Here is an 18,226-nt window from a genome sequence, read left to right on the forward strand (position 1 = left end):
GAGGGGATGCGCTCACGCTTCCCCCGTGTACACTGGCTCGCAATGTCGCTGCCGCCCCTGTTCCCTCGGCGCCGTCTCGCTCGGGGTCTCGCCGCGCTCGCCCTCGCGCTCTCTCCCGTCGCCTGCGCGGCCTCTGGCTCGCCGGGGGCGAAGGGGCCGCCAGGCGCCGAGGGCCGCGTCGCTGCCGTCGAGGTCCGCGACGCCGATTTCTCCGCCAGCCTGTACACGATCGTGCGCGACGGCAAGCAGAGCCCGCAGCGCACCGGCCTGCTCATCGGCGTGGTCCGCAGGCAGCTCGCGCACGCCGCGGGGCGCTTCAACGCAGGGCAGCCCGACCGGGCCGTCGACAGCGTCCTCGGCGCGCTCTCCCTCGTCCGTCCAGGCGAGGGGCGCGCCGAGATGATCGACGCCGTGGGCGAGCGCGCCATCGCCGGCGCGATCGAGCGGCTGAGCCCGCGCGGCGACGAGGGGCGGGTGCGGGCCCTCATGGAGCTCCGCTCCGCCGCGCTGCCGAGCGGGAGCCGGGCCCGCGCCGAGAGCGACGAGCACCTCGCCGCGCTCGAGCAATGGATGAAGGAGACGCGCACCGGCGGGCCGCTCGAGCAGCTCGGCGCGGATCAGCGCGCGGCCGTCTCGCGCGCCCTCGTCGACGGCCGCGCGGAGTCCATCCAGCGCGCGGCCGCCGCCACCGTGGCGTGGATCGATCGGGCGATCGAGTTCAACATCGAGTACCGGCAAGGCGGCGCGAGGCCGGAGCGCGAGGAGGCGGTCGAGGCGGCGCGCGCGCTGGAGTCGGGCGGCGCGAGCCTGGCGGCGCTGTTCCTCCGCTTCGGGGACGCCAAAGGCGCGATCGACCAGATCGACCGCACGAGCGTCCGCCGGGTGATCCCGCCGGGCCTCTACCAGCGGCTCAAGGCCGCCGCCACCGACGACGACGCGGTCTCGTGGCAGGCGCTCGCCGCCGCCTTCGCGCAGCACGAGGCGCAGGAGCGCGACGCCGAGACCGGGATGCGGCAGGATCTGCTCGACGGGGCGATCTGGGGCGCGGCCCTCGAGGCCTACCGGCGCGACCCGCTGAACTACGACAGCGCCACGCTCCTCTCCCAGGTGATGATCCGCCTCGGCATGTCCGAGGCGACGCCGCTCGTGATCGCCGGCGCGCTCGGCGATCGGCCGAGCCCCGGCGCGCTCGGGGCCGCGCTCGGGCTCGTGCTGAGCGCGCTCTCGGAGGAGGCGTCGAACGACGATTTCGAGGCGGCCCGGCGCACCTACAACGCGGCGGGGCCGCTGCTCGTGCTCGCCGATCGGGCGGCGCGCGGCGGCGGCGCGCTCGATCCGTCGGGCGCGCGCGTCCGCTCCCTCATGGCGTCGGTCGAGCTGCGCGCCGGCAACCTCGTGGCCGCGCTGCCGCTGCTCCGCGCGGCGACGGCGGCCGAGCCGACGGTCAACGGGCTCACGCTGCTCGCGATGGCCGAGCGGCAGTCGGGCGAGCCCCAGGCCGCGCTCGAGGACGTGCGGCGGGCGCTGGGCGCGCCGGACGCGCGCAGCGCGCCGCTCGAGATCATCCAGGCGCACCTGCTCGCGTTCGAGCTCCACCGCGACGCTGGCACGCAGGACCGGGCGAAGGAGTCGCTCGACGCGGCGCTCGCCGCCGCGCTCGACACCCGGCAGCGCGCCCGGGATCCCGGCGCCAAGGCGCGGACGGAGCGGCTGCTCGGGCGCATCCTCGACGGCTATGGCGACGAGAAGGGCGCGACCCGGGCGTACGACCGGGCGTTCGCCCTGGTGGCGGCCGAGCCGCCGCAGCTCGGCGCCACGATGCTCGACGCCGTGGGGCGCGCGCTCGTGGAGCGCGATCTCCCCGCCGCGCGGCGCGCGCTGAAGCGCGGCCTCGAGGCGAACGTGGACGAGGAGGATCTCGTCTACGGCGGGCTCTGGGTCCTGCTGCTGGAGCGCGCCCTCGGCGTCGCGACCGACGGCACGGCGGGCCGCGCGCTGGACAGCGCGACGAGCCGCGCGTCCTGGACGGGAAAGCTCGCGGCCTGGGCGAACGGTGGGCTCAACGACGCGGATCTCGGCAGGCTCGCCCGGAGCGCGGCGCAGCGGGTGGAAGCGCAATTTTACACGGCGATGGCGAGGAAGGCGGCGGGGGATGCCGGCGCGGACGAGCGGCTCCGCGCGGTGTCGAAGAGCCCCGTGATCGACCTGCTCGAGGTGCACCTCGCGCGCGAGATGCTTGCGCCCGTGCTGCACCTCGATCTGCCCCGCAACGCGGGCCTTCCGTAGAACGCGCCAGCGATCCCGCGCGGGATGACCGGCGCCGGATGTGCGATGGGGTCTCCGCTGGTCAGGTGGCGAGTTGGTCGGATGACCAGCGCGGAGCGCGCGACGCTGCGCGCCAACAGCGCGCGGAAAAATAAAGGGCTTCCACGCGTGCGCCTTGTCGTTCGATCATCGATGAATGTCCGATGACCGGAACGATCCGCTCGAGAAGCTCACCGCCGCTCACCGGAGCCTGGAAGAGAACCTGAACGATCTCGCGCGCGCCGCGCGGGCGCTCAGCGATCCGCGCGGGCGCGCCGCCGCGCTCGAGGGTCTCTCCAGCGTGGTGGCCTACTTCGAGCGGTCGATGAGCCGGCATCGCGAGGACGAGGAGCGCTCGCTGTACCCGCGGCTCGCGGTGCTCGAGGCCATCGCGCCGACCCTCGAGCGCCTCCGGCAGGAGCACAAGGCGCAACAGCGCGCGATCGATGCGCTGCGCGCCGCGATCGACAGAGACGGCGGCCCCGAGGCCGTGGAGACGATCCCCCAGCTCATCGAGGACCTGCGCGCCGCGCACCATCGCCACGTCGAGTGCGAGGAGCAGGAGGTATTTCCGGCCGCTCGCCGGTTCCTGCAGGCCTCGGCCAAGCAGGGGATCTGGAACGAGATGGAGACGCGCCGAGGGCGCGGCGGGCAGGGCAACCCGGCCAAGGGCATCAGCGGGCGACCCTACCGCCCGGGCGGGATGCGCAGGGGCCCGTAGCACCGGCCCCGGGGGATGCGTCGCGGCCGCGATCGCTCGGCGCGGTCGACAGGAGCCCATTCCTAGAACTGCTCCTCGCGCGCGCGCTCGAGCGCGGCGCGCAGGTAGTTCTGCGCTCGAAGCGTGTACGCCCCGTCGGGGTGCTGGTCCAGGTGGCTGCGGAACGCCTCCGCCGATTGCATGAAGCTCCCCAGCCGATAGAGGGTGACGCCGCGGGCGAGGTGCCTGGGATAGGAGGGGTCGAGCGCGGCGATCTCGTCGATCTTCTTCAGGCGGTACTGCTCCTCGGCGCGCCGCGCCTCCGCTGCGCGGAGCGCCGCCGCGGGCGCGCGCGGCCCCGAACCGCCCGCCTGCTCAAGGCGCGCCGCCGTCTCCTCGTCGGGAGGAGCAGGAAGGGCCTGCGCGCTCCTCGCGGCGACGGTCGGGTGCGCGAGCAAGAACTTGAACAGCGCGCGCTCCTCGTCGAGCGCCGGGGCGAACGGCTCTCGCTGGACGCCGACGATGGCGCTCCAGCGCTTCTTGAAGAGCACGCCGAGCACGACGCCATCCATGGCGACGCGGCGGGCCCCCTCCCCGCCGCCGCGCTGCGCCGCCCCCTGCTCCAGCCAGGCGTTTCGGCGGAGCAGCCCGACGAAGTCGCCGCCGAGCTCGCGCAGCTCGTCGGACGCCTCGCCTGTCGCCTCGAAGCGGCGCACCTCGCGCACGAACGCTCTCAGCTGGTAGGCGCGCAGCCGGAGCACCGCCTCGTCCCCCTGGGCGAGGGCGGGACCGACGGCGCCGCTCACCCGCGCGCGCGCGGCCAGGAGCTCGGCCTCGGTATGATCCGCGTCGGCGTCCACGAGCCCGAACGCGCGGACGGCGGAGCCGAGCTCGCGCACCTCGGTGTCGAGCCCGAGCTCCTCGGCCTCGCGAGCGCGGGTGGTGTCCGCGTCTCGCACGCGCGCGAGGGCTCGCGCGTCCGCGAGCGGCAGCGGCAGCTCGGCCGGCTCGACCGACCGCGGCACGGCGAGGACCGCCGCGGAGCCCGCGATGAACACGGCCACGAGCCCCGGCTCCCAGCCCTCGAGGTGCCGCTTCCAGCCGCGGCGCGCCCCCGCGTCGGCCCTCGTGGACGACGCGACCGCGGGGGTGCTGCCGCTGCCGCTGTTGCTCGGGCGACTCGAGCGACTCGAGCGACTCGAGCGACTCGAGCGACTCGAAGAAGAACTCGAGCGCGGCTCCCGGCGCTTGACAGCGACGCTCTCGGCTCGCGACATTGATCGTCTCCTCTGCGCTCCAGAATACCCCACGCGGCGCGCCTCAGCGCCGCGCAGCTAGCCAGCGAGGAACGTGCGAGATCACCGGAAGCACCCGCGCAAGCAAATCGAGCTCTCGATCGCGTTCCGGATCGGCGACGGCCCGCGCGTCGACGCGATATGCCGCGACCTAAGCCTGGGCGGGATGTTCATCGAGACGAGCTCGCCGGCTCCCTTCGGCGCGACCGTCGAGGTGCTGCTGTCCCTGCAAGGACTGAAGCAGGCCGCCGTGATCCCGTCGGTTGTGCGGTGGACCACCCCCGAGGGGATGGGAGTGCAGTTCGGCGTGATGGGCGCGAGAGAAACCTACGCGCTCACCCAGCTCTTAGGCTCGCTCTAGAGCGGCCGTCTAGAGCTAGGCTCGCTCTAGAGCGGCGGTCACCCGCACAGGAGACGGGCCCAGATCGGCGTTTTCGGCGCGCAGGCGCACTCGAGTGCGCCGAGCACCGAAAACGTCGAGATGGGCCCGTATCCGAAGCGGGTGGCCGCCGCTCAGTCGTCGATGGTCAGGGGGATGTCGAGCTGCCTCGAGCCTCCGGCGAAGCGACCTCGGTAGAGGCCCTCGGCGCAGGACTGCAGCGCCGGGCGGAGCGGCGGGTTGAAGCGCAGGGCGGCGACGCTGCCGTCGGGGCGCACGGAGACGTGCAGCGTCGAGACGATCGAGCGGCGGACCGAGGACCTGCTGCCCGCGCTCTCCCGCGCGAAGCAGATCGAGAGCAGCGACTGCACGGAGGCCGGCGTGAGCGCCGGCGGGCTAGGTGCTTCCTGCGCCTCCGGGACCGGCGGCGCGAGGGCAGGCGCGGGCTCGGTCGTCAGCGGCGATAGCGGCTCATTCGGCTCGGCGACCGACGGGGCGGCGGGCTCCTCCGCGCGAGCCACGACCGCCGGGGCCAGAGCGGCTCCGCCCGGCGGACGCGCGCCGATGGCCGGCTGGGGCGGAGCAGGTGCAGGCGCCGGCTCCGGCGGCGCGACCTCGGCGGCGCCGTCCTGCGGCGCGGGGCGATCGAGGAGGCGCGCCTCGCGGCCGCCGTCGAGCGAGAAGGTGCCGCGCGACGGGCCGACGAGGAGGTGCGCGGTGGTGGCGCCGCGGTACGCCGCGGGGCCGACCGCGACGGTGCCGTGCTCCACGTCGACCTCCACGCGGCCCTCCAGCCGGGTCACGGTGAAGAGCGTGCCGTGCACCGCGACGCGGGTGCCGTCCACCTCGACGGCGAACGCCTCGACGAGCCCCTCCTCGGGCGCGCGCGTGACGACGTCGGCGCGCACCGAGCCCCGCTCGAGCGAGATCACGTGGCCGACCCCCGCCGCGCCCACGGCGCGCACGACGGCGCGGCTGTCCGGCAGGAGCGTCCAGCGCACCGAGCCGACGTCGACGAAGGAGACCGCGTGGTCAGCGGTCTCGATGGAGTCGCCAGGCCGGAGGGCGCGGAAGTCCAGGTCGCCGGACGCCAGGTCGCCGCCGGCTGCCGCGGGGACCTCGGCGAGATCGCGGGCGCGCGGCGGCGCCGACGTCGCCGTGACGGGCGGGGCGGAGCGCCCGGCCGCGAGGACCGCGAACGCGATGGCCGCCGCCGCCGCCGCGAACCCGAGCGCGCGCCCGAGCGGCGAGCGCCGCGGCGGCGCGGCGCGGTGGACAGGAGCGGCCCGCTCGATCCGCGCGAACAGCTCGCGCTCGATGGTCTCCCAGCGCGGCTCGGGCGGCTCCTCGGCGCGGAGCAACCGCTCCATGTGCTCGCGTGCCCGATCGTAGTGCTTTGCGCCGCTCATGCGTCCTCCGCGTCGACAGCCGATGGATCCGCCGCGGTATATCCCACGGCGGCGCCCCCCACGGAAACGCGCGTGCGCGCCGCTGCCGGAGCAGCGCCGTCCGTCTTGTCCGCGCCGCCCTCGGCCAGCTCGGCGGCGAGCTGGGCGAGCGCGGGCTCGGCGCGCATCATCGCCTCGATCTCGCGGCGCGCATAGAACAGGCGCGTCCGCACCGTCAGGACCGGCGCGCCGACGATCTCGGCGATCTCGGTCGGCGGGATCCCCTCGAGCTCGTGCAGGACGTAGACGACCCGCTTCTTCTCGGGCAGGCGCTCCAGCACCCGCCGAAAGGCGTCGATCCTGCGAGCGCGCGCGGCGTCCTCGTCCGGGAGCATGCCGCGGTCCACCTCGATATCGACGCCGAGCTCGCCCACGAACACAGGCCGGCAGCGGGCAGCGCGCCGCGCCATCAGCACGGCATTGACCGTCACCCGGTGGAGCCACGTCGTGAACTTCGATTGCCCCCGGAAGTCGCCCAGGCTCCGGTGCACCTGGATGAACACCTCCTGGATGACGTCCTCGACGTCGGCGGTCGGCCCGAGCATCCTGAAGACGAGCCGCGCGACGTCGCGGCGGTAGCGGCGGAAGATCTCCGCGAACGCCGTCGGGTCACCGCTCTGGAAGCGGCGGATCCACTCGCCCCCGTCGTCGGGCTCGGTCACCTGCGGAAGCCTACCCGCCCCCTCGGCGCTCATGGAGCTCGACGGAGAGACGACGAGCGCCGGAGCGCGGTCACCGCCCGCGAACGCGACGTCGAGCGCCGCGTGGGCGTCTCTGGCAGCGCACTCGGGCAGGTCGTCGCCACGGCCGTCCGGCGCAGCGGTGTCACCAGGGAAGAACGACCGCGAGAGGTGCACCCACAGCGCCCCCGTCTCGATCGCCACGGTATGCACGGAGGGCTCTGATGCGCCGAGCCGCCGGATCATTCATGGCGCCGCACGGTCGCTCCCCCAGGGGCGGCGGTTACGCCGAACGCAGAAAAGTTGTTCCTTGAGCCACATTGGCGCGACCTTCCGGCGCATGATCTTCATCGCCGTATCGCTGACCGTGGCCCTCGTCGCCGCCGACCTGCTCGATCTCGGCTCCCGCCGCCGCGATCGCGTGTAGCGAGCGCCTTCAGCCCCTGACAAAAAAGCCCGGCTGGAGCCCGCGCCGGCCTCAGGCCAACGAGCGCTCCAGCCGGGTGAGTCGAGAGATCACGGCGCCGTCCGGGTCGTCCCCGTCGGCTTCAGCCCGCGGCCTCGGCCCCCGCCGCGCCGCCCTTCTTCGGCAGGTCGAAGAGCGCCGACAGCTCGACCTTCTCCTGCTTCTTCTGCTCGAGGAGCCGGTTGACCGCGCGAAGCACGCGCGTCTTCGCGGGGCCGCTGATCGGCTTGCCCTGCAGCGCGGCGCTCAGCGTGCGGTCGGTCACGGGACGACCGCTGCGCGGCTTCTTGGTCCCGGCCGCCTCCTTCTTCTTGGCGGCGTCCTCGCTGCCACGCGCCAGCCGCTTGGTCAGGCGAATCGCCCGATCCTCCGGCTGCAGCCGCTCGATCTTCGCCGACGCCGCGATGATGCGGCGGGGGTCGATCTTCTTTTCCTTCAAGAAATCTTCGATCTTGGTACCCATCGTCGTCACTTGCCCCGAAAGGGCGGCGACCCTATCACGCGCGGCGCCGCCGTGCATCTGCGACGTTTACGCTGCGACGTTTACGCTTCGCGCGGCCCTGGGGTAGCTTGTCGGGGTGACCCTCCTGCCTGAGCTCGACGAAGCCGCGCGCGTCATTCGTGAACGAATTCCAGTGCCTCCGCGCGTCGGTGTGGTGCTGGGATCAGGGCTCGGCGGCTGGGGCGACGAGCTCGCCGAGCTCGTGAAGGTGCCCTACGCGGACATCCCCGGCATGCCCCGGCCGGCCGTCGCCGGGCACCCCGGCTTCCTCTGCGCCGGCCGCGTCGGGGACGTACCGGTCGCCTGCCTGCAGGGGCGCGCGCACCTCTACGAGGGGCACCCGCTGGCGAAGGTGGTGTTCGGCGTGCGGGTGCTCGCCCGGCTCGGCTGTCGCGCCGTGCTGCTGACCAACGCGGCCGGCGGCATCAACCTGGGGTTCGCCGCCGGCGACCTGATGCTGCTCACCGATCACCTGAACCTGATGGGAGCAAACCCGCTGGTCGGGCCGAACGACGAGGCGCTCGGCAAGCGCTTCCCCGACATGACCTACGCGCACGATCCGCGGCTGATCGAGCTCGCCAGGGCGGCGGCGGACGACGCGGGCGTCGCCCTGCGCGAGGGGGTCTACGCCGCGCTGCTCGGGCCGACGTACGAGACGCCCGCCGAGATCCGGATGCTGCGCACGCTCGGGGCCGATGCGGTCGGGATGAGCACGGTCCCGGAGATCATCGCGCTCAGGCACATGGGCGTGCCGGCCGCGGCCATCTCGTGCGTCACGAACCTCGCCGCGGGGCTGACCAAGCGCGAGCTCGACCACAAGGAGGTCGAGGAGACGGCCCGGGAGGCGCGCGCCCGGTTCACGGCGCTGCTCTCGGCGTGGGTCCGCCGCGTAGGCGCCGACGTCGCGGCCGGGAGCTCGGCGTCGTGAGCCGCGCTCCGCACGACGCACGCCACGACGCCAGCGACGCGCCCGCCTCCACCGAGGCGGCGCAGGCGATCGACTGGGACGCGCTCGACCGGGCCGCCCTCGCCGTCCGGACGCGGGCGCACGCGCCGTACTCCAGTTACCGGGTGGGCGCGGCGATCGTCGTGCGATCCGGCCGCGTGTTCACCGGCTGCAACGTCGAGAACGCCTCGTACGGGCTCACCATCTGCGCAGAGCGCTCCGCCATCGTGCAGATGGTCGCGGCCGGCGAGCGCGATCCGATCGCGCTCACCGTCGCCACCAGCGGGCCCGTGCTCGGGAGCCCGTGCGGCATGTGCCGGCAAACCCTCGCGGAGTTCGCGGTGGATCTCCCGATCCGCCTCATCGCCGCCGAGGCCGACGGCGTGCCGGCGCGGACCACCTCGCTGTCGGCGCTGCTCCCCGAGGCGTTCGGGGCGGCCGCGCTCTCGCGCTGATCGCCCCGAGCGCCCTCCAGGAGCGCCGAGGGCTCACTCGATCGAGAGCGCCTCGGCTTGATCGATCTGCGACAGCGCCGAGGCGAGCGCCTCCCGCGCGCGCTCGAGCGAGACGCGGTCCTCGCCCCACTTCGAGCGTGCCTTCTGCAGGCGGGCGCGCTCGACGGCGAGCTGCTCGGTGAGCTGCTCGCCGTGCGCCCGCAGGGTGTCGCGCTCCTCGGTCCGCTGCGAGAGCTGAGCGCCGAGCTCGCTCCCGCGCCGATCGGCCTCGGCGAGCCGGCCCTGGAGCGCCTCGATGGATTGCGCCCGCTCGGCGAGCTCGCCCTGCAAGCGCTCGCGCTCCGCGGCGGCCGCGGAGAGCTCGCCCGCGCGCTGCTCCAGCTGCTGATCGAGCTCCTGCGTCCGGGCCTCGAGGTTCGCGATCTGGCTGCGCGCTTGCCCGAGCTCGGTGGAGAGCCCGCGGGCGACCTCGTCCAGCTCGCTCCGCTGCGCCGCCCAGGCGGCCTCCCGCTCGGCGGTCTCGGCCTGGTGCGCCGCGCGCGTGTCGGCGAGCGCCTGCGCGTGCGCGGCCTCGAGCTGCGCCTGCCGCTCGGCGGCGCGCTCCTCGAGCTCGGCCACACGCTTCGCGTGGGCCTGCTCGGCGTCGCGGACGGCCTGCTCGCGCTCCTCGATGAGCTCGCGCTCCCGCGCCGCGAGCTGCGCTGCGAAGCTCTCTCGCGCGGCCGCGAGCGCCCGCGCGTGCTCCTCCGTCTGCTGAGCGATCGCCCGCGCGTGCTCCTCGGCCTGCCCCTCGAGGGCGCGCGCGTGCTCGGTCTGGAGGCGTTGCAGCGCGCTCGCGTGCTCGCGATCCCGCCGTCCGATCTCGTCCGCGTGCTCGCTCCGGAGCGCCTCGACGGCGCTCGCGTGCTCGCCACGCAGCGACTCCAGCGCGGACGCGTGCTCGCCACGCAGCGACTCCAGCGCGGACGCGTGCTCGCCCCGCAGCGACTCCAGCTCGGACGCGTGCCCAGCCTGCTGCTTCTCGAGCGCGGCGGCGTGCTCGGCGCGGACCCCCTGGAGCGCGGCGGCGTGCTCCGCCTGCGCGCGCTCCAGCGCAGCGGCGTGCTCGCTGCGCGCCGTGTCCAGCGCAGCGGCGTGCTCGCTGCGCGCCGTGTCCAGCGCGGCGGCGTGCTCCCGGTCGCGCCGCTCCGTCGCGGCTTCGTGCTCGCGCCGCAGCGCCTCGACGGCGGCCTCGTGCTCGCGCCTCGACGCGTCGAGCGCCCCGGCGTGCTCGGAGCGCAGCCCCTCCATGGCAGCGGCGTGCTCGCTCTTCGCCCCCTCCGCCGCCGCCGCATGCTCGGCCCGGAGGCGGTCCAGCGCCGCGGCGTGCTCGCCGGCCAGCTTCTCGGTGGCGGCGGCGTGCTCGCCGGTCAGCTTCTCGGTGGCGGCGCGATGCTCGGCAGCCTGCTGCTCGCGCCGGGCGGCGTGCTCGGCGTTGAGCCGCTCGATCTCCGCCCGGTGCCCCGCGGCCGCCTGCTCGAAGCGCTCGCGCTCCGCCTGCGCGCTCTCCTCGAGCTCGCGCTGCGCCGAGGCCTCGACGGCGGCGATCGCTTGCGCCTTCTCGTCCGCCGCCGCGCGCAGCGCCTCCGTGTGCGCCGCCTCCGCGTCCATCAGCGCCTGCCGGGCCGCCGAGAGATCCGCGTCGCGGGCGGCGATCTGCCCCTGCAGCTTCTCCGCGCGCGCCTTGAAGTCGTCGGCGCGCTTCGCGGCGAGCTCCTTGTCCGCGCGGAGCGACGCGACCTGCCCGTCGAGGTCCTCGCTCGCGCGCTCGAGCTCCAGGATCCTGTCGACCTGATCGGCCTTCTCCCGCTCGAGCGACAGCGACTGATCCCGGAGCTCCAGCAGCTCCTTGTCCTTGCGCGACATCTGGTCGCGAAGCGCGAGGATCTCCTTGTCCTTCTTGTTCAGCGCCTCGCGCAGATCCAGGAACTCGCGGCTCGACACGCCGCCGGGCCTGGAGCCGGCGCCGCCGCCGGCCGCGAGCTTCACCTTGAGCTCGTCGAGCTCGCGCCGCAGGCGGGCCGCCTCCTGGCTGCCGTCGTTCGCCGAGGAGAGCTCGCCCTCGAGGCGGAGCGAGGTCGCGCGCGCGGCCGCGACTTCCTTGGTGAGGCGGACGATCTCGCCCTTGGATCTGTCCAGCTCGCCACGCAGGCGCTCGATCTCGGCCGGGTCGGCGTCGGAGCGAGGCGGCGCGGGCGGCGCAGGGGTCAGCCGCCCGCGCTCGGAGATCGGCGCCCGGTACGCGGCCCCGCGCTCGGAGACCGGAGCCCGGTACGCGGCCCCGCGCTCGGAGACCGGCGCCCGGTACGCGGCCACCGGCGACGAGCTCACGGGCGGCGGCGCCGAGGCTGGTACGGGCGTCTTCGTGGGCGCCAGCGTCCGCGTCGACGGCGCGACCGAGGGCCTGACGTCGGTCCGCTCCTCCTCCTCGTCGCGGATCAGCCGGGTGAACGCGCCGCCGATGAACTCCTCGATGTCCTCGTCCGGCTTGCGGACGTCGGACCGCGGCGCGGCGCCCTGCGGGGGCCTCGGCGGAGCTGACGCCCGGGCGCGCTCCTGCGCAGCGGCGACAGGGGGTGCCGACGGTATGGCGGCAGGCGGCGGCGCCGCGGACGGCGGCCTCGGCGCCGCGGACGGCGGCCTCGGCGCGGCGGGCGGCGGCACCACGGACGGGGCGGCGGCGGGCGGCGGCGGCGCCGCGGACGGCGGCCTCGGCACCGGCGGCGGGACCGACGGCGCAGCAGCGGGCGGAGGCGCGACGCTCGCGGGCGTACCGTTCGAGGCCACGGCGGCCGTGATGATCGTGGGATCGCCCGAGTCCTCGTCGATGTCGGCCTCGAGCACCTCGGCCTCGTCGATCATGATCGGATCGGCCTCCGCGTCGTCCCCGTCGATCGGGACATAGTTGCGGATGTGCTCGAGGAGCTCGCCGAACGCGATCGGCTTGTGAATGTAGTCCTCCGCGCGCGTCCTGAGCTTCCGGTGCTGCTCGAACGTCTCTTCGCTCGACTCGCTCGACATGATGACGAGCGGGACGTCCTTGAGCTGCACGTCCTTCTTGAGCTTGTTGCAGACCGAGAAGCCGTTCATGCGCGGCAGCTCGATCGACAGCAGGATGAGGTCGGGGCGCTCGGCCGCAGCCGCCTGCAGGCCGACGTTGCCGTCGTCGACCACCTGAACGGTGCAGCCGAGGCGGCCCAATTCCGTGCGGAGCTCCCCGGCAAACGCCGGATCGCTCTCAAATACGAGGACTTTCGTCATGTTCCGGGGTGTGCGCGGGTTCGGAGGGGAAACCAAGATATCGGCCCCATTCGACGAGTGTCAAACACGAGGCTGGCGGCGCAGCTCAGGTCGCGCGGTCGCCGTCCGCCTGCCAATCCTGTCGACGGCGCGCCGAGCGGAAATCGCCCGGCCGGGCGCGATACCGCACAATCCTACATGGCCCTTGCCGGGAAGGGGGGAAGACCGCGGAAGAACCGCCCGCTCGCCGATCAGGGCGCGACGAAGTGGCCGGGCGCCTCGTCTCCGAAGCACAGGCCCATCTCACGGGCCGTGACGACCGTGTCCGAGTCGAGCGGCACCGTCTTCGTCTTGCCGGCGACCTCCTCGAGGGGGACGAGCTCGATCCGGTTCGCTCGCAGCGCCACCATCCCGCTGCTGCAGTCCTCGACGAGGCAGCGCGCCGCGGCCGCGCCGAAGCGGAGGGCGAGCAAGCGATCCGCCGTCGTGGGTCCGCCGCCTCGCTGGAGGTGGCCGAGCACCATCGAGCGCGCTTCCTTGCCGGTGCGGGCCGCGAGCTCCTTCGCCACGCGCTCGGCCACGCCCCCGAGCACGGCGGTGCGGCGGAAGGCGTCGCCCGCGTCCTTGATGATCAGCTCGCCCCCTTGCGCGTACGCCCCCTCGGCCGCCACGACGATGGAGAAGCGCCGCCCGCGCGACTCTCGCAGGCGGATCTTCTCGGCGATCGGCTCGAACCGGAACGGGATCTCCGGCATCAAGATGACGTCGGCTCCGCCGGCGATCCCGGCGTTGAGCGCGATCCAGCCAGCGTGCCGCCCCATCACCTCCACGACCATGATCCGCTCGTGCGCCTCGGTCGTGGTGTGGAGCCGGTCGAGCGCCTCGGTCGCGATGGAGACCGCCGTGTCGAAGCCGAACGTGAGGTCCGTGCAGCAGACGTCGTTGTCGATCGTCTTCGGTACGCCGATGACGAGGGGCAGCCCGCGCTGGAGCAGCTGGTGCGCGATCCGCATGGAGCCGTCGCCGCCCACCGAGATGAGCGCGTCGAACCCCTCCGCGCGGAACCGCCGCACGAGATCCTCGGACCGATCCCGGGGCACGAGCCCGTGCTCGCCTGGCGTCGGGTAGTGGAACGGATCGCCGCGGTTCGCGGTGCCCAGGATGGTGCCCCCGAGGTGCGCGATGCCCCGGACCCGCTCGCGATCCAGGCGGATGAGCCCGTCCGGAGCGTCGTCGAGCAGCCCGCGGTACCCCTGCCGGATCCCCCAGACCTCCCAGCCACGCTCGAGCGCGCCGAGCGTGGCCGCGCGGATCACAGCGTTGAGCCCCGGCGCGTCGCCTCCGCCGGTACTGATAGCGATCTTTCGTCCCGCCATGACGCTCGCAGCATCGCGAGCCGCCCCCGGATACGCAATAGACATCTCCTCGGCCTGGCCTCGAAAGGCACGGATGCGCGCAACGATGCGGCGGCGCGACGACGGAGGACGGCGGCGAACGCGGCGCGCTGGAGGAGCCCAGGGAGCGCGGCGAGGGAGGGAGTGCCTGCGCGAAGCGGCCTTCGCACCCGGCGCGCGCGTGCGTCGTGTGGTCGGGTCCGCCGCGGGAGGGATGTCGACCTGGAGGAGCGCAGGCATGACGGTCGCGAGCGCCGGCGACAGGGTATAGGGGGCGTGCGCATGCGATCACCCCGGCTGCGTGCCCCTGTATGAACCGCGCCACCCTGATCCGAGGCATCCAGCTCATCGTCACGCTGACGCTCGCGTCGTTCGCTTACGTCCTCTACAACGAGATCCACGACAAGCAGGCGAGCCTCACCGCCGCGTTCGCGCACGTGCGCCCGGGCTGGCTGCTCGTCGGCGCCGTGCTGGCGCTGCAAGAGGGCGTGTTCGGAGGCCTCAGGATCTGGAGCCTCGGGCGCGTCCTCTGGCCCGAGCTCCGCCTCCGCACCGCGGTGACCTCGGAGTTCGTGCTGATGTTCTGCGCCGGGGTGACCCCCGGGCAGGCCGGCGCGGCGCCGTCGCAGGCCGCCGTGCTCGTGCACGGCGGCATGCGGCTCGTCGACGTGGCCACGGCCGAGCTCCTCACCGCCTCGTGCACGATCACCTTCTTCCTCCTGTCCGCTCTCGTCATCTTCGCGCTGCAGCAGGGCGGGATGCTGGTCGTGCAGGCGGGCCCGCAGATCGAGTGGCTGCTCATCTTCACCGTCGCGATGTTCGGCTCGGCCCTCGTCGCGCTGATCGCCGCGGCCGCGTACCCGCCCCTCCTCAAGGGGATCGTCCGCGCGCTGTCGGTGCCGCTCGGGAAGCTCCTGCGCGCCGTCCTGCTGGGCGCCCGGCGCGTGCCCCGGCTGCGGGCCCGCGCCGAGGCCGCGCTCGCCGCCCCCGGCGCCACGACCGCGCGCCTGCTGCTGAGCGTGGACGAGTTCCACCAGGGCTTCCGCATCTACATGCGCCGCGGCAAGCGCGCCTACGCCGCCGCGCTGCTGCTCACGTTCGGCTTCTTCTGCTCGCGGTTCGCCGTCGCCTACTTCATCCTGCTCGGGCTCGGCATTCCGACCTCGCCCTCGACGTTCGTCGCGGTAGGCCCGCCGATCGTGCAGGTCGTCCTGATCCAGACGCTGCTCAACTTCGCGCTCTACATGACCCCCACGCCCGGCGCGAGCGGCGTCGCCGAGCTCGGCTCGAACGCGCTCATGTCGCCCTGGGTCCACGGCGCGTTCGTGGTGCCGTACGTCGTCCTCTGGCGGGTGCTCACCCTGTTCCTCTGCATGTTCGTCGGGGGGGTCTACGTCTTCCGCTACCTCGGCACCGACGTGCTCGAGGAGCGCGTGAAGCAGACGGAGGCAGAGAAGCGCGCGCTCGCGGAGGCGGCGCGCGCCGGGAGGGCGCCGCTGGATGGCGAGGACGCCGCCGACCGGCAGCGAGGCGTGGGGTGACGCGAGAACGGGGTTGGCGCGGCTGGCGCAGGCCGGCTCACGCCAGCCGCGCCAGCCACGCCCGGCGCAGGATCAGCGCGCGGGGATCGGCACGGCCGCGAACTGGACGAGCTTCCCGCGCCGCACCTTGAGGAGGGCGACCGACCCGTCCTTGAGCTTGCCGATGGCCGCGCGGAGGCCGGCGACATCCTTCACGGGGGCGCCGTTCACCTCGAGGATCACGTCGCCCACCTCGATCTCCTGGACCTTGCTGCCCGAGGCGAACCCGTCGACCCGCACCCCGCCGCCCGGGGCCTCGGAGACCTGGATGCCGAGCTTCTCGGCGCTCAGCTGGCGCTCGGGCCGGGCGCCCTGGCTCGGCCGCTCACGGCCCGCCGCGTCGCCCTCCTCGTCTTGCAGCGCGTCCAGCTTGGCCGTGACCTGTTGCTGCTTCTGGGCGCGCACCAGCGTCACCGCGATCTCGGCGCCGGGCGCGTTGCGCGCCACGTTGCGCCGCAGCTCCTCGGCGTGGTTGATGGGGACGCCGTTCACGTTCACGATCACGTCGCCCGGCTTGATGCCGGCGCGCGCGGCCGCGCCGCCCGGCTCGACCTCGGCGACGAGCGCGCCCCGAGGCCCGTCCAGGTGGAGCGCGCTGGCAAGATCGCGCGTGACGGGCTGGAACAGGAGGCCGAGCTTGCCGCGCTCGACGAAGCCCTTCTCACGGAGCTGCGGGAGCACGTCCTTCAGCGCGTCGATCGGGATCGCGAAGCCGATCCCGTTCGCGCCCGCCCGGATCGCGGTGTTGATGCCCACGACCTCGCCCCGCCAGTTGAACAGCGGGCCGCCGCTGTTGCCCGGGTTGATCGACGCGTCGGTCTGGATGAAGTCGTCGTACGGCCCCGCGCCGATCGCGCGCGCCTTCGCGCTGACGATGCCGAGCGTGACCGTGTGGCCGAGCCCGAAGGGGTTGCCGACCGCGAGCACATGCTCGCCGACCCGCAGCTGCTCGCTCGCCCCGAGCGGCGCCACAGGCAGGCCGCTCGCGCCCTTCAGGCGGAGGAGCGCGAGATCGAGCTTGGGATCGCGGCCGACGACCTCGGCATCGAACTCCCGCTCGTCGGCGAGCCGCACGCGGACGCCGGACGCGTCGTGGATGACGTGCTCGTTCGTCACGACGTAGCCGCTCGGATCGATGATGAAGCCGGTACCGAGCGCCGTCTGGGTCGGCTGCTGGCCCCGCGGGTTGAGCCGGCCGCCGCCTTGCGGACCGAAGAAGAACTGGAAGGGGTCGAGCCCTTCGGGTCCCTGGACCTCATGCGTCGTCGTGATGTTGACGACCATCGGCTTGACCCGCTCTGACAGGGCGGCGACATCGAAGGTGGCCGGCACCGGCGCCGTCGCCGGCGGGAGCGTCACGGTCGCCACCGGCGGCGCCGCGGCCTGCGGCGAGGCAGCGGCCTGGGTGGAAGGCGGCGCGGCGTGGGCCTGTTGACCGCAGCCGCCGAGGGCCAGCCCCGCTGCCATGAGCAAGGCGAGGGCCGAAGCGCGCGAACGATAGGAAACCGCTTGAATCATGAAATCTCCGTCAGGCAGTCGAAAGGTCCCGTCCTGCCATCGACGAACATGGGAGCGACTGCGTTCATTCCGCCGCACCAATAACGCCGCAGCCTCGGCTGACAAGGGCGCTCGCCTCGGTCCTGGCGAGCGGGCCCCGCGCCTGACTGCCCGTCCATGGCGGCACGCAGCCGGACCATGGCGGCACGCAGCCGGACGGCGGTGTCCGTCGAGATTTGAGCCGCGAGCTCGGCAAGGCTGCTAGGGTGCGCTCTCCTGGAGGAGAGGCGAGCGATGGCGAGCGATGAGGGTCTGCTGCGAGGGCGCAAGATCGGGTTTCTTGGCGGCGGAAACATGGCGGAGGCGCTCATCCGCGGCCTCGTCCAGGGGGGCGCCGTGGGCGCGGAGCAGATCCGCGCGAGCGATCTCAAGGGCGAGCGGCTCTCGTTTCTCCGCGGGCGTTACGGCATCGAGACCACCGAGGACAACGAGGCGCTCTGCCAGTGGGCCGACGTCCTCGTCATCGCCGTCAAGCCGCAGATCGTCGATCGCATCCTCGCCCCCATCTCGTCGGGGCTCGGCCGCTCGGACGTCGTGATCTCGGTGGCGGCCGGCGTGCCGATCGACGCCATCGAGGCGCGCCTGCCCGAGGGGGCGCGCGTCATCCGCAGCATGCCGAACACCGCGGCGATCGCGCTCGCCGGCGCCACGGCGATCGCCGCCGGGAGCCACGCCACGAGCGAGGACGTCGAGATCGCCCGGACCCTGTTCCAGGCGGTCGGCCGCGTCGTCGTTCTCGACGAGTCGCTGCTCGACGCGGTGACCGGCCTGTCGGGCAGCGGCCCCGCCTACGTCATGCTGATGATCGAGGCGCTCGCGGACGGCGGCGTGAAGGTCGGCCTCGGCCGGGACGCGGCGCTGCTGCTCGCGGCGCAGACGGTGTACGGCGCCGCCAAGCTCCAGCTCGAGACCGGCGAGCACCCGGGCCGCCTGAAGGACATGGTGACGAGCCCCGGCGGCACGGCCATCGCGGGGCTCCACACGCTGGAGGCAGGCGGCCTCCGCCGCACCTTGATCGACGCGGTCGAGGCGGCGTCCAACCGCTCGGCCGAGCTGGGCGCCCAGATGGCGCAGAAGCTCCGCCGCACCTGAACCTGACAGGGAGCGCGCCTGTCCCTGATCGCTGGATACGAGCAGGGGAGCAACCCCAGGCGGAGCGTTTGCACCTCTGTCGAAGTGCGGTGTGTCCACGAGGCACGCTGAGCAAGCACGCCACACAAAGAGCGTTTCACCCAGGATCT

At 73.7% G+C, this 18,226-nt stretch carries 14 protein-coding genes; 7 read left to right on the forward strand and 7 right to left on the reverse strand.

What is annotated here, in order from left to right; all coding sequences use genetic code 11:
- Nucleotides 1-42 precede the first annotated feature (42 nt).
- Together WMF29_RS31650 and WMF29_RS31655 are read left to right on the forward strand one after the other, a co-directional pair.
- Nucleotides 43-2,286 carry a hypothetical protein gene (locus tag WMF29_RS31650; protein ID WP_437323858.1) on the forward strand — a complete coding sequence of 748 codons (2,244 nt, stop codon included), beginning with the start codon at nt 43-45 and terminating at the stop codon, nt 2,284-2,286.
- Between the two features lie 175 nt (nt 2,287-2,461).
- Entirely contained in the window at nt 2,462-3,025 is a 564-nt protein-coding gene (locus tag WMF29_RS31655; protein ID WP_437323859.1) for a hemerythrin domain-containing protein, read from the forward strand.
- A 62-nt stretch (nt 3,026-3,087) separates the two neighbouring features.
- Here the strand turns inward: WMF29_RS31655 and WMF29_RS31660 are convergent, their stop codons facing one another.
- Nucleotides 3,088-4,068 carry a hypothetical protein gene (locus WMF29_RS31660; RefSeq protein WP_437323860.1) on the reverse strand — a complete coding sequence of 327 codons (981 nt, stop codon included), beginning with the start codon at nt 4,066-4,068 and terminating at the stop codon, nt 3,088-3,090.
- Nucleotides 4,069-4,354: 286 nt separating this feature from the next.
- Here WMF29_RS31660 and WMF29_RS31665 point away from each other — a divergent pair, with 286 nt between their 5' ends.
- A complete protein-coding gene (locus WMF29_RS31665; protein WP_272094789.1) occupies nt 4,355-4,660 on the forward strand; it encodes a PilZ domain-containing protein in 306 nt (101 codons plus the stop codon).
- A gap of 152 nt (nt 4,661-4,812) precedes the next feature.
- Here the strand turns inward: WMF29_RS31665 and WMF29_RS31670 are convergent, their stop codons facing one another.
- From WMF29_RS31670 to WMF29_RS31680, 3 genes are all read right to left on the reverse strand, one after another.
- Entirely contained in the window at nt 4,813-6,087 is a 1,275-nt protein-coding gene (locus tag WMF29_RS31670) for a FecR domain-containing protein (protein ID WP_437323861.1), read from the reverse strand.
- Nucleotides 6,084-7,019 carry an RNA polymerase sigma factor gene (locus WMF29_RS31675; protein ID WP_437323862.1) on the reverse strand — a complete coding sequence of 312 codons (936 nt, stop codon included), beginning with the start codon at nt 7,017-7,019 and terminating at the stop codon, nt 6,084-6,086. The genes WMF29_RS31670 and WMF29_RS31675 overlap by 4 nt, the downstream gene beginning before the upstream one ends.
- A gap of 335 nt (nt 7,020-7,354) precedes the next feature.
- Complete coding sequence (locus WMF29_RS31680) at nt 7,355-7,792, reverse strand: hypothetical protein (protein ID WP_437323863.1); 438 nt, start codon at nt 7,790-7,792, stop codon at nt 7,355-7,357.
- A gap of 58 nt (nt 7,793-7,850) precedes the next feature.
- On the opposite strand from WMF29_RS31680, the gene WMF29_RS31685 reads away from it, so the two are divergent.
- The gene (locus WMF29_RS31685; RefSeq protein WP_437323864.1) at nt 7,851-8,702 is read left to right on the forward strand and encodes a purine-nucleoside phosphorylase; all 852 of its coding nucleotides are present in this window, start codon (nt 7,851-7,853) and stop codon (nt 8,700-8,702) included.
- A complete protein-coding gene (locus WMF29_RS31690; RefSeq protein WP_437323865.1) occupies nt 8,699-9,175 on the forward strand; it encodes a cytidine deaminase in 477 nt (158 codons plus the stop codon). Before WMF29_RS31685 ends, WMF29_RS31690 begins: the two co-directional genes overlap by 4 nt.
- A 33-nt stretch (nt 9,176-9,208) precedes the next feature.
- Here WMF29_RS31690 and WMF29_RS31695 read toward each other — a convergent pair whose 3' ends face one another.
- Both WMF29_RS31695 and WMF29_RS31700 read right to left on the reverse strand, forming a co-directional pair.
- Complete coding sequence (locus WMF29_RS31695; RefSeq protein ID WP_437323866.1) at nt 9,209-12,475, reverse strand: response regulator; 3,267 nt, start codon at nt 12,473-12,475, stop codon at nt 9,209-9,211.
- Between the two features lie 230 nt (nt 12,476-12,705).
- Nucleotides 12,706-13,830 carry a 6-phosphofructokinase gene (locus WMF29_RS31700; RefSeq protein ID WP_437323867.1) on the reverse strand — a complete coding sequence of 375 codons (1,125 nt, stop codon included), beginning with the start codon at nt 13,828-13,830 and terminating at the stop codon, nt 12,706-12,708.
- 329 nt (nt 13,831-14,159) lie between these two features.
- Between WMF29_RS31700 and WMF29_RS31705 the strand changes: the two genes are divergently transcribed.
- Nucleotides 14,160-15,389 carry a lysylphosphatidylglycerol synthase transmembrane domain-containing protein gene (locus WMF29_RS31705; RefSeq protein ID WP_437323868.1) on the forward strand — a complete coding sequence of 410 codons (1,230 nt, stop codon included), beginning with the start codon at nt 14,160-14,162 and terminating at the stop codon, nt 15,387-15,389.
- A gap of 72 nt (nt 15,390-15,461) precedes the next feature.
- On the opposite strand, the gene WMF29_RS31710 is transcribed toward WMF29_RS31705, so the two are convergent.
- The gene (locus WMF29_RS31710) at nt 15,462-16,946 is read right to left on the reverse strand and encodes a Do family serine endopeptidase (protein WP_437323869.1); all 1,485 of its coding nucleotides are present in this window, start codon (nt 16,944-16,946) and stop codon (nt 15,462-15,464) included.
- A gap of 273 nt (nt 16,947-17,219) precedes the next feature.
- Here WMF29_RS31710 and proC point away from each other — a divergent pair, with 273 nt between their 5' ends.
- On the forward strand, nt 17,220-18,077 hold the full coding sequence (gene proC, locus WMF29_RS31715; RefSeq protein ID WP_437323870.1) for a pyrroline-5-carboxylate reductase: 858 nt from the start codon (nt 17,220-17,222) through the stop codon (nt 18,075-18,077).
- Nucleotides 18,078-18,226 lie beyond the last annotated feature (149 nt).

It is taken from the genome of Sorangium sp. So ce381 (assembly GCF_051473845.1).
Taxonomy (GTDB): domain Bacteria; phylum Myxococcota_A; class Polyangia; order Polyangiales; family Polyangiaceae; genus Sorangium; species Sorangium atrum.

Excerpts from the sequence above, each read along its gene's own strand:
- WMF29_RS31680 (WP_437323863.1), bottom strand. The coding sequence starts at position 7,792 with ATGCACGGCGGCGCCGCGCGTGATAGGGTCGCCGCCCTTTCGGGGCAA.
- WMF29_RS31650 (WP_437323858.1), top strand. The coding sequence starts at position 43 with ATGTCGCTGCCGCCCCTGTTCCCTCGGCGCCGTCTCGCTCGGGGTCTC.
- WMF29_RS31700 (WP_437323867.1), bottom strand. The coding sequence starts at position 13,830 with ATGGCGGGACGAAAGATCGCTATCAGTACCGGCGGAGGCGACGCGCCG.
- WMF29_RS31710 (WP_437323869.1), bottom strand. The coding sequence starts at position 16,946 with ATGATTCAAGCGGTTTCCTATCGTTCGCGCGCTTCGGCCCTCGCCTTG.
- proC (WP_437323870.1), top strand. The coding sequence starts at position 17,220 with ATGGCGAGCGATGAGGGTCTGCTGCGAGGGCGCAAGATCGGGTTTCTT.
- WMF29_RS31655 (WP_437323859.1), top strand. The coding sequence starts at position 2,462 with ATGTCCGATGACCGGAACGATCCGCTCGAGAAGCTCACCGCCGCTCAC.
- WMF29_RS31705 (WP_437323868.1), top strand. The coding sequence starts at position 14,160 with ATGAACCGCGCCACCCTGATCCGAGGCATCCAGCTCATCGTCACGCTG.
- WMF29_RS31670 (WP_437323861.1), bottom strand. The coding sequence starts at position 6,087 with ATGAGCGGCGCAAAGCACTACGATCGGGCACGCGAGCACATGGAGCGG.
- WMF29_RS31695 (WP_437323866.1), bottom strand. The coding sequence starts at position 12,475 with ATGACGAAAGTCCTCGTATTTGAGAGCGATCCGGCGTTTGCCGGGGAG.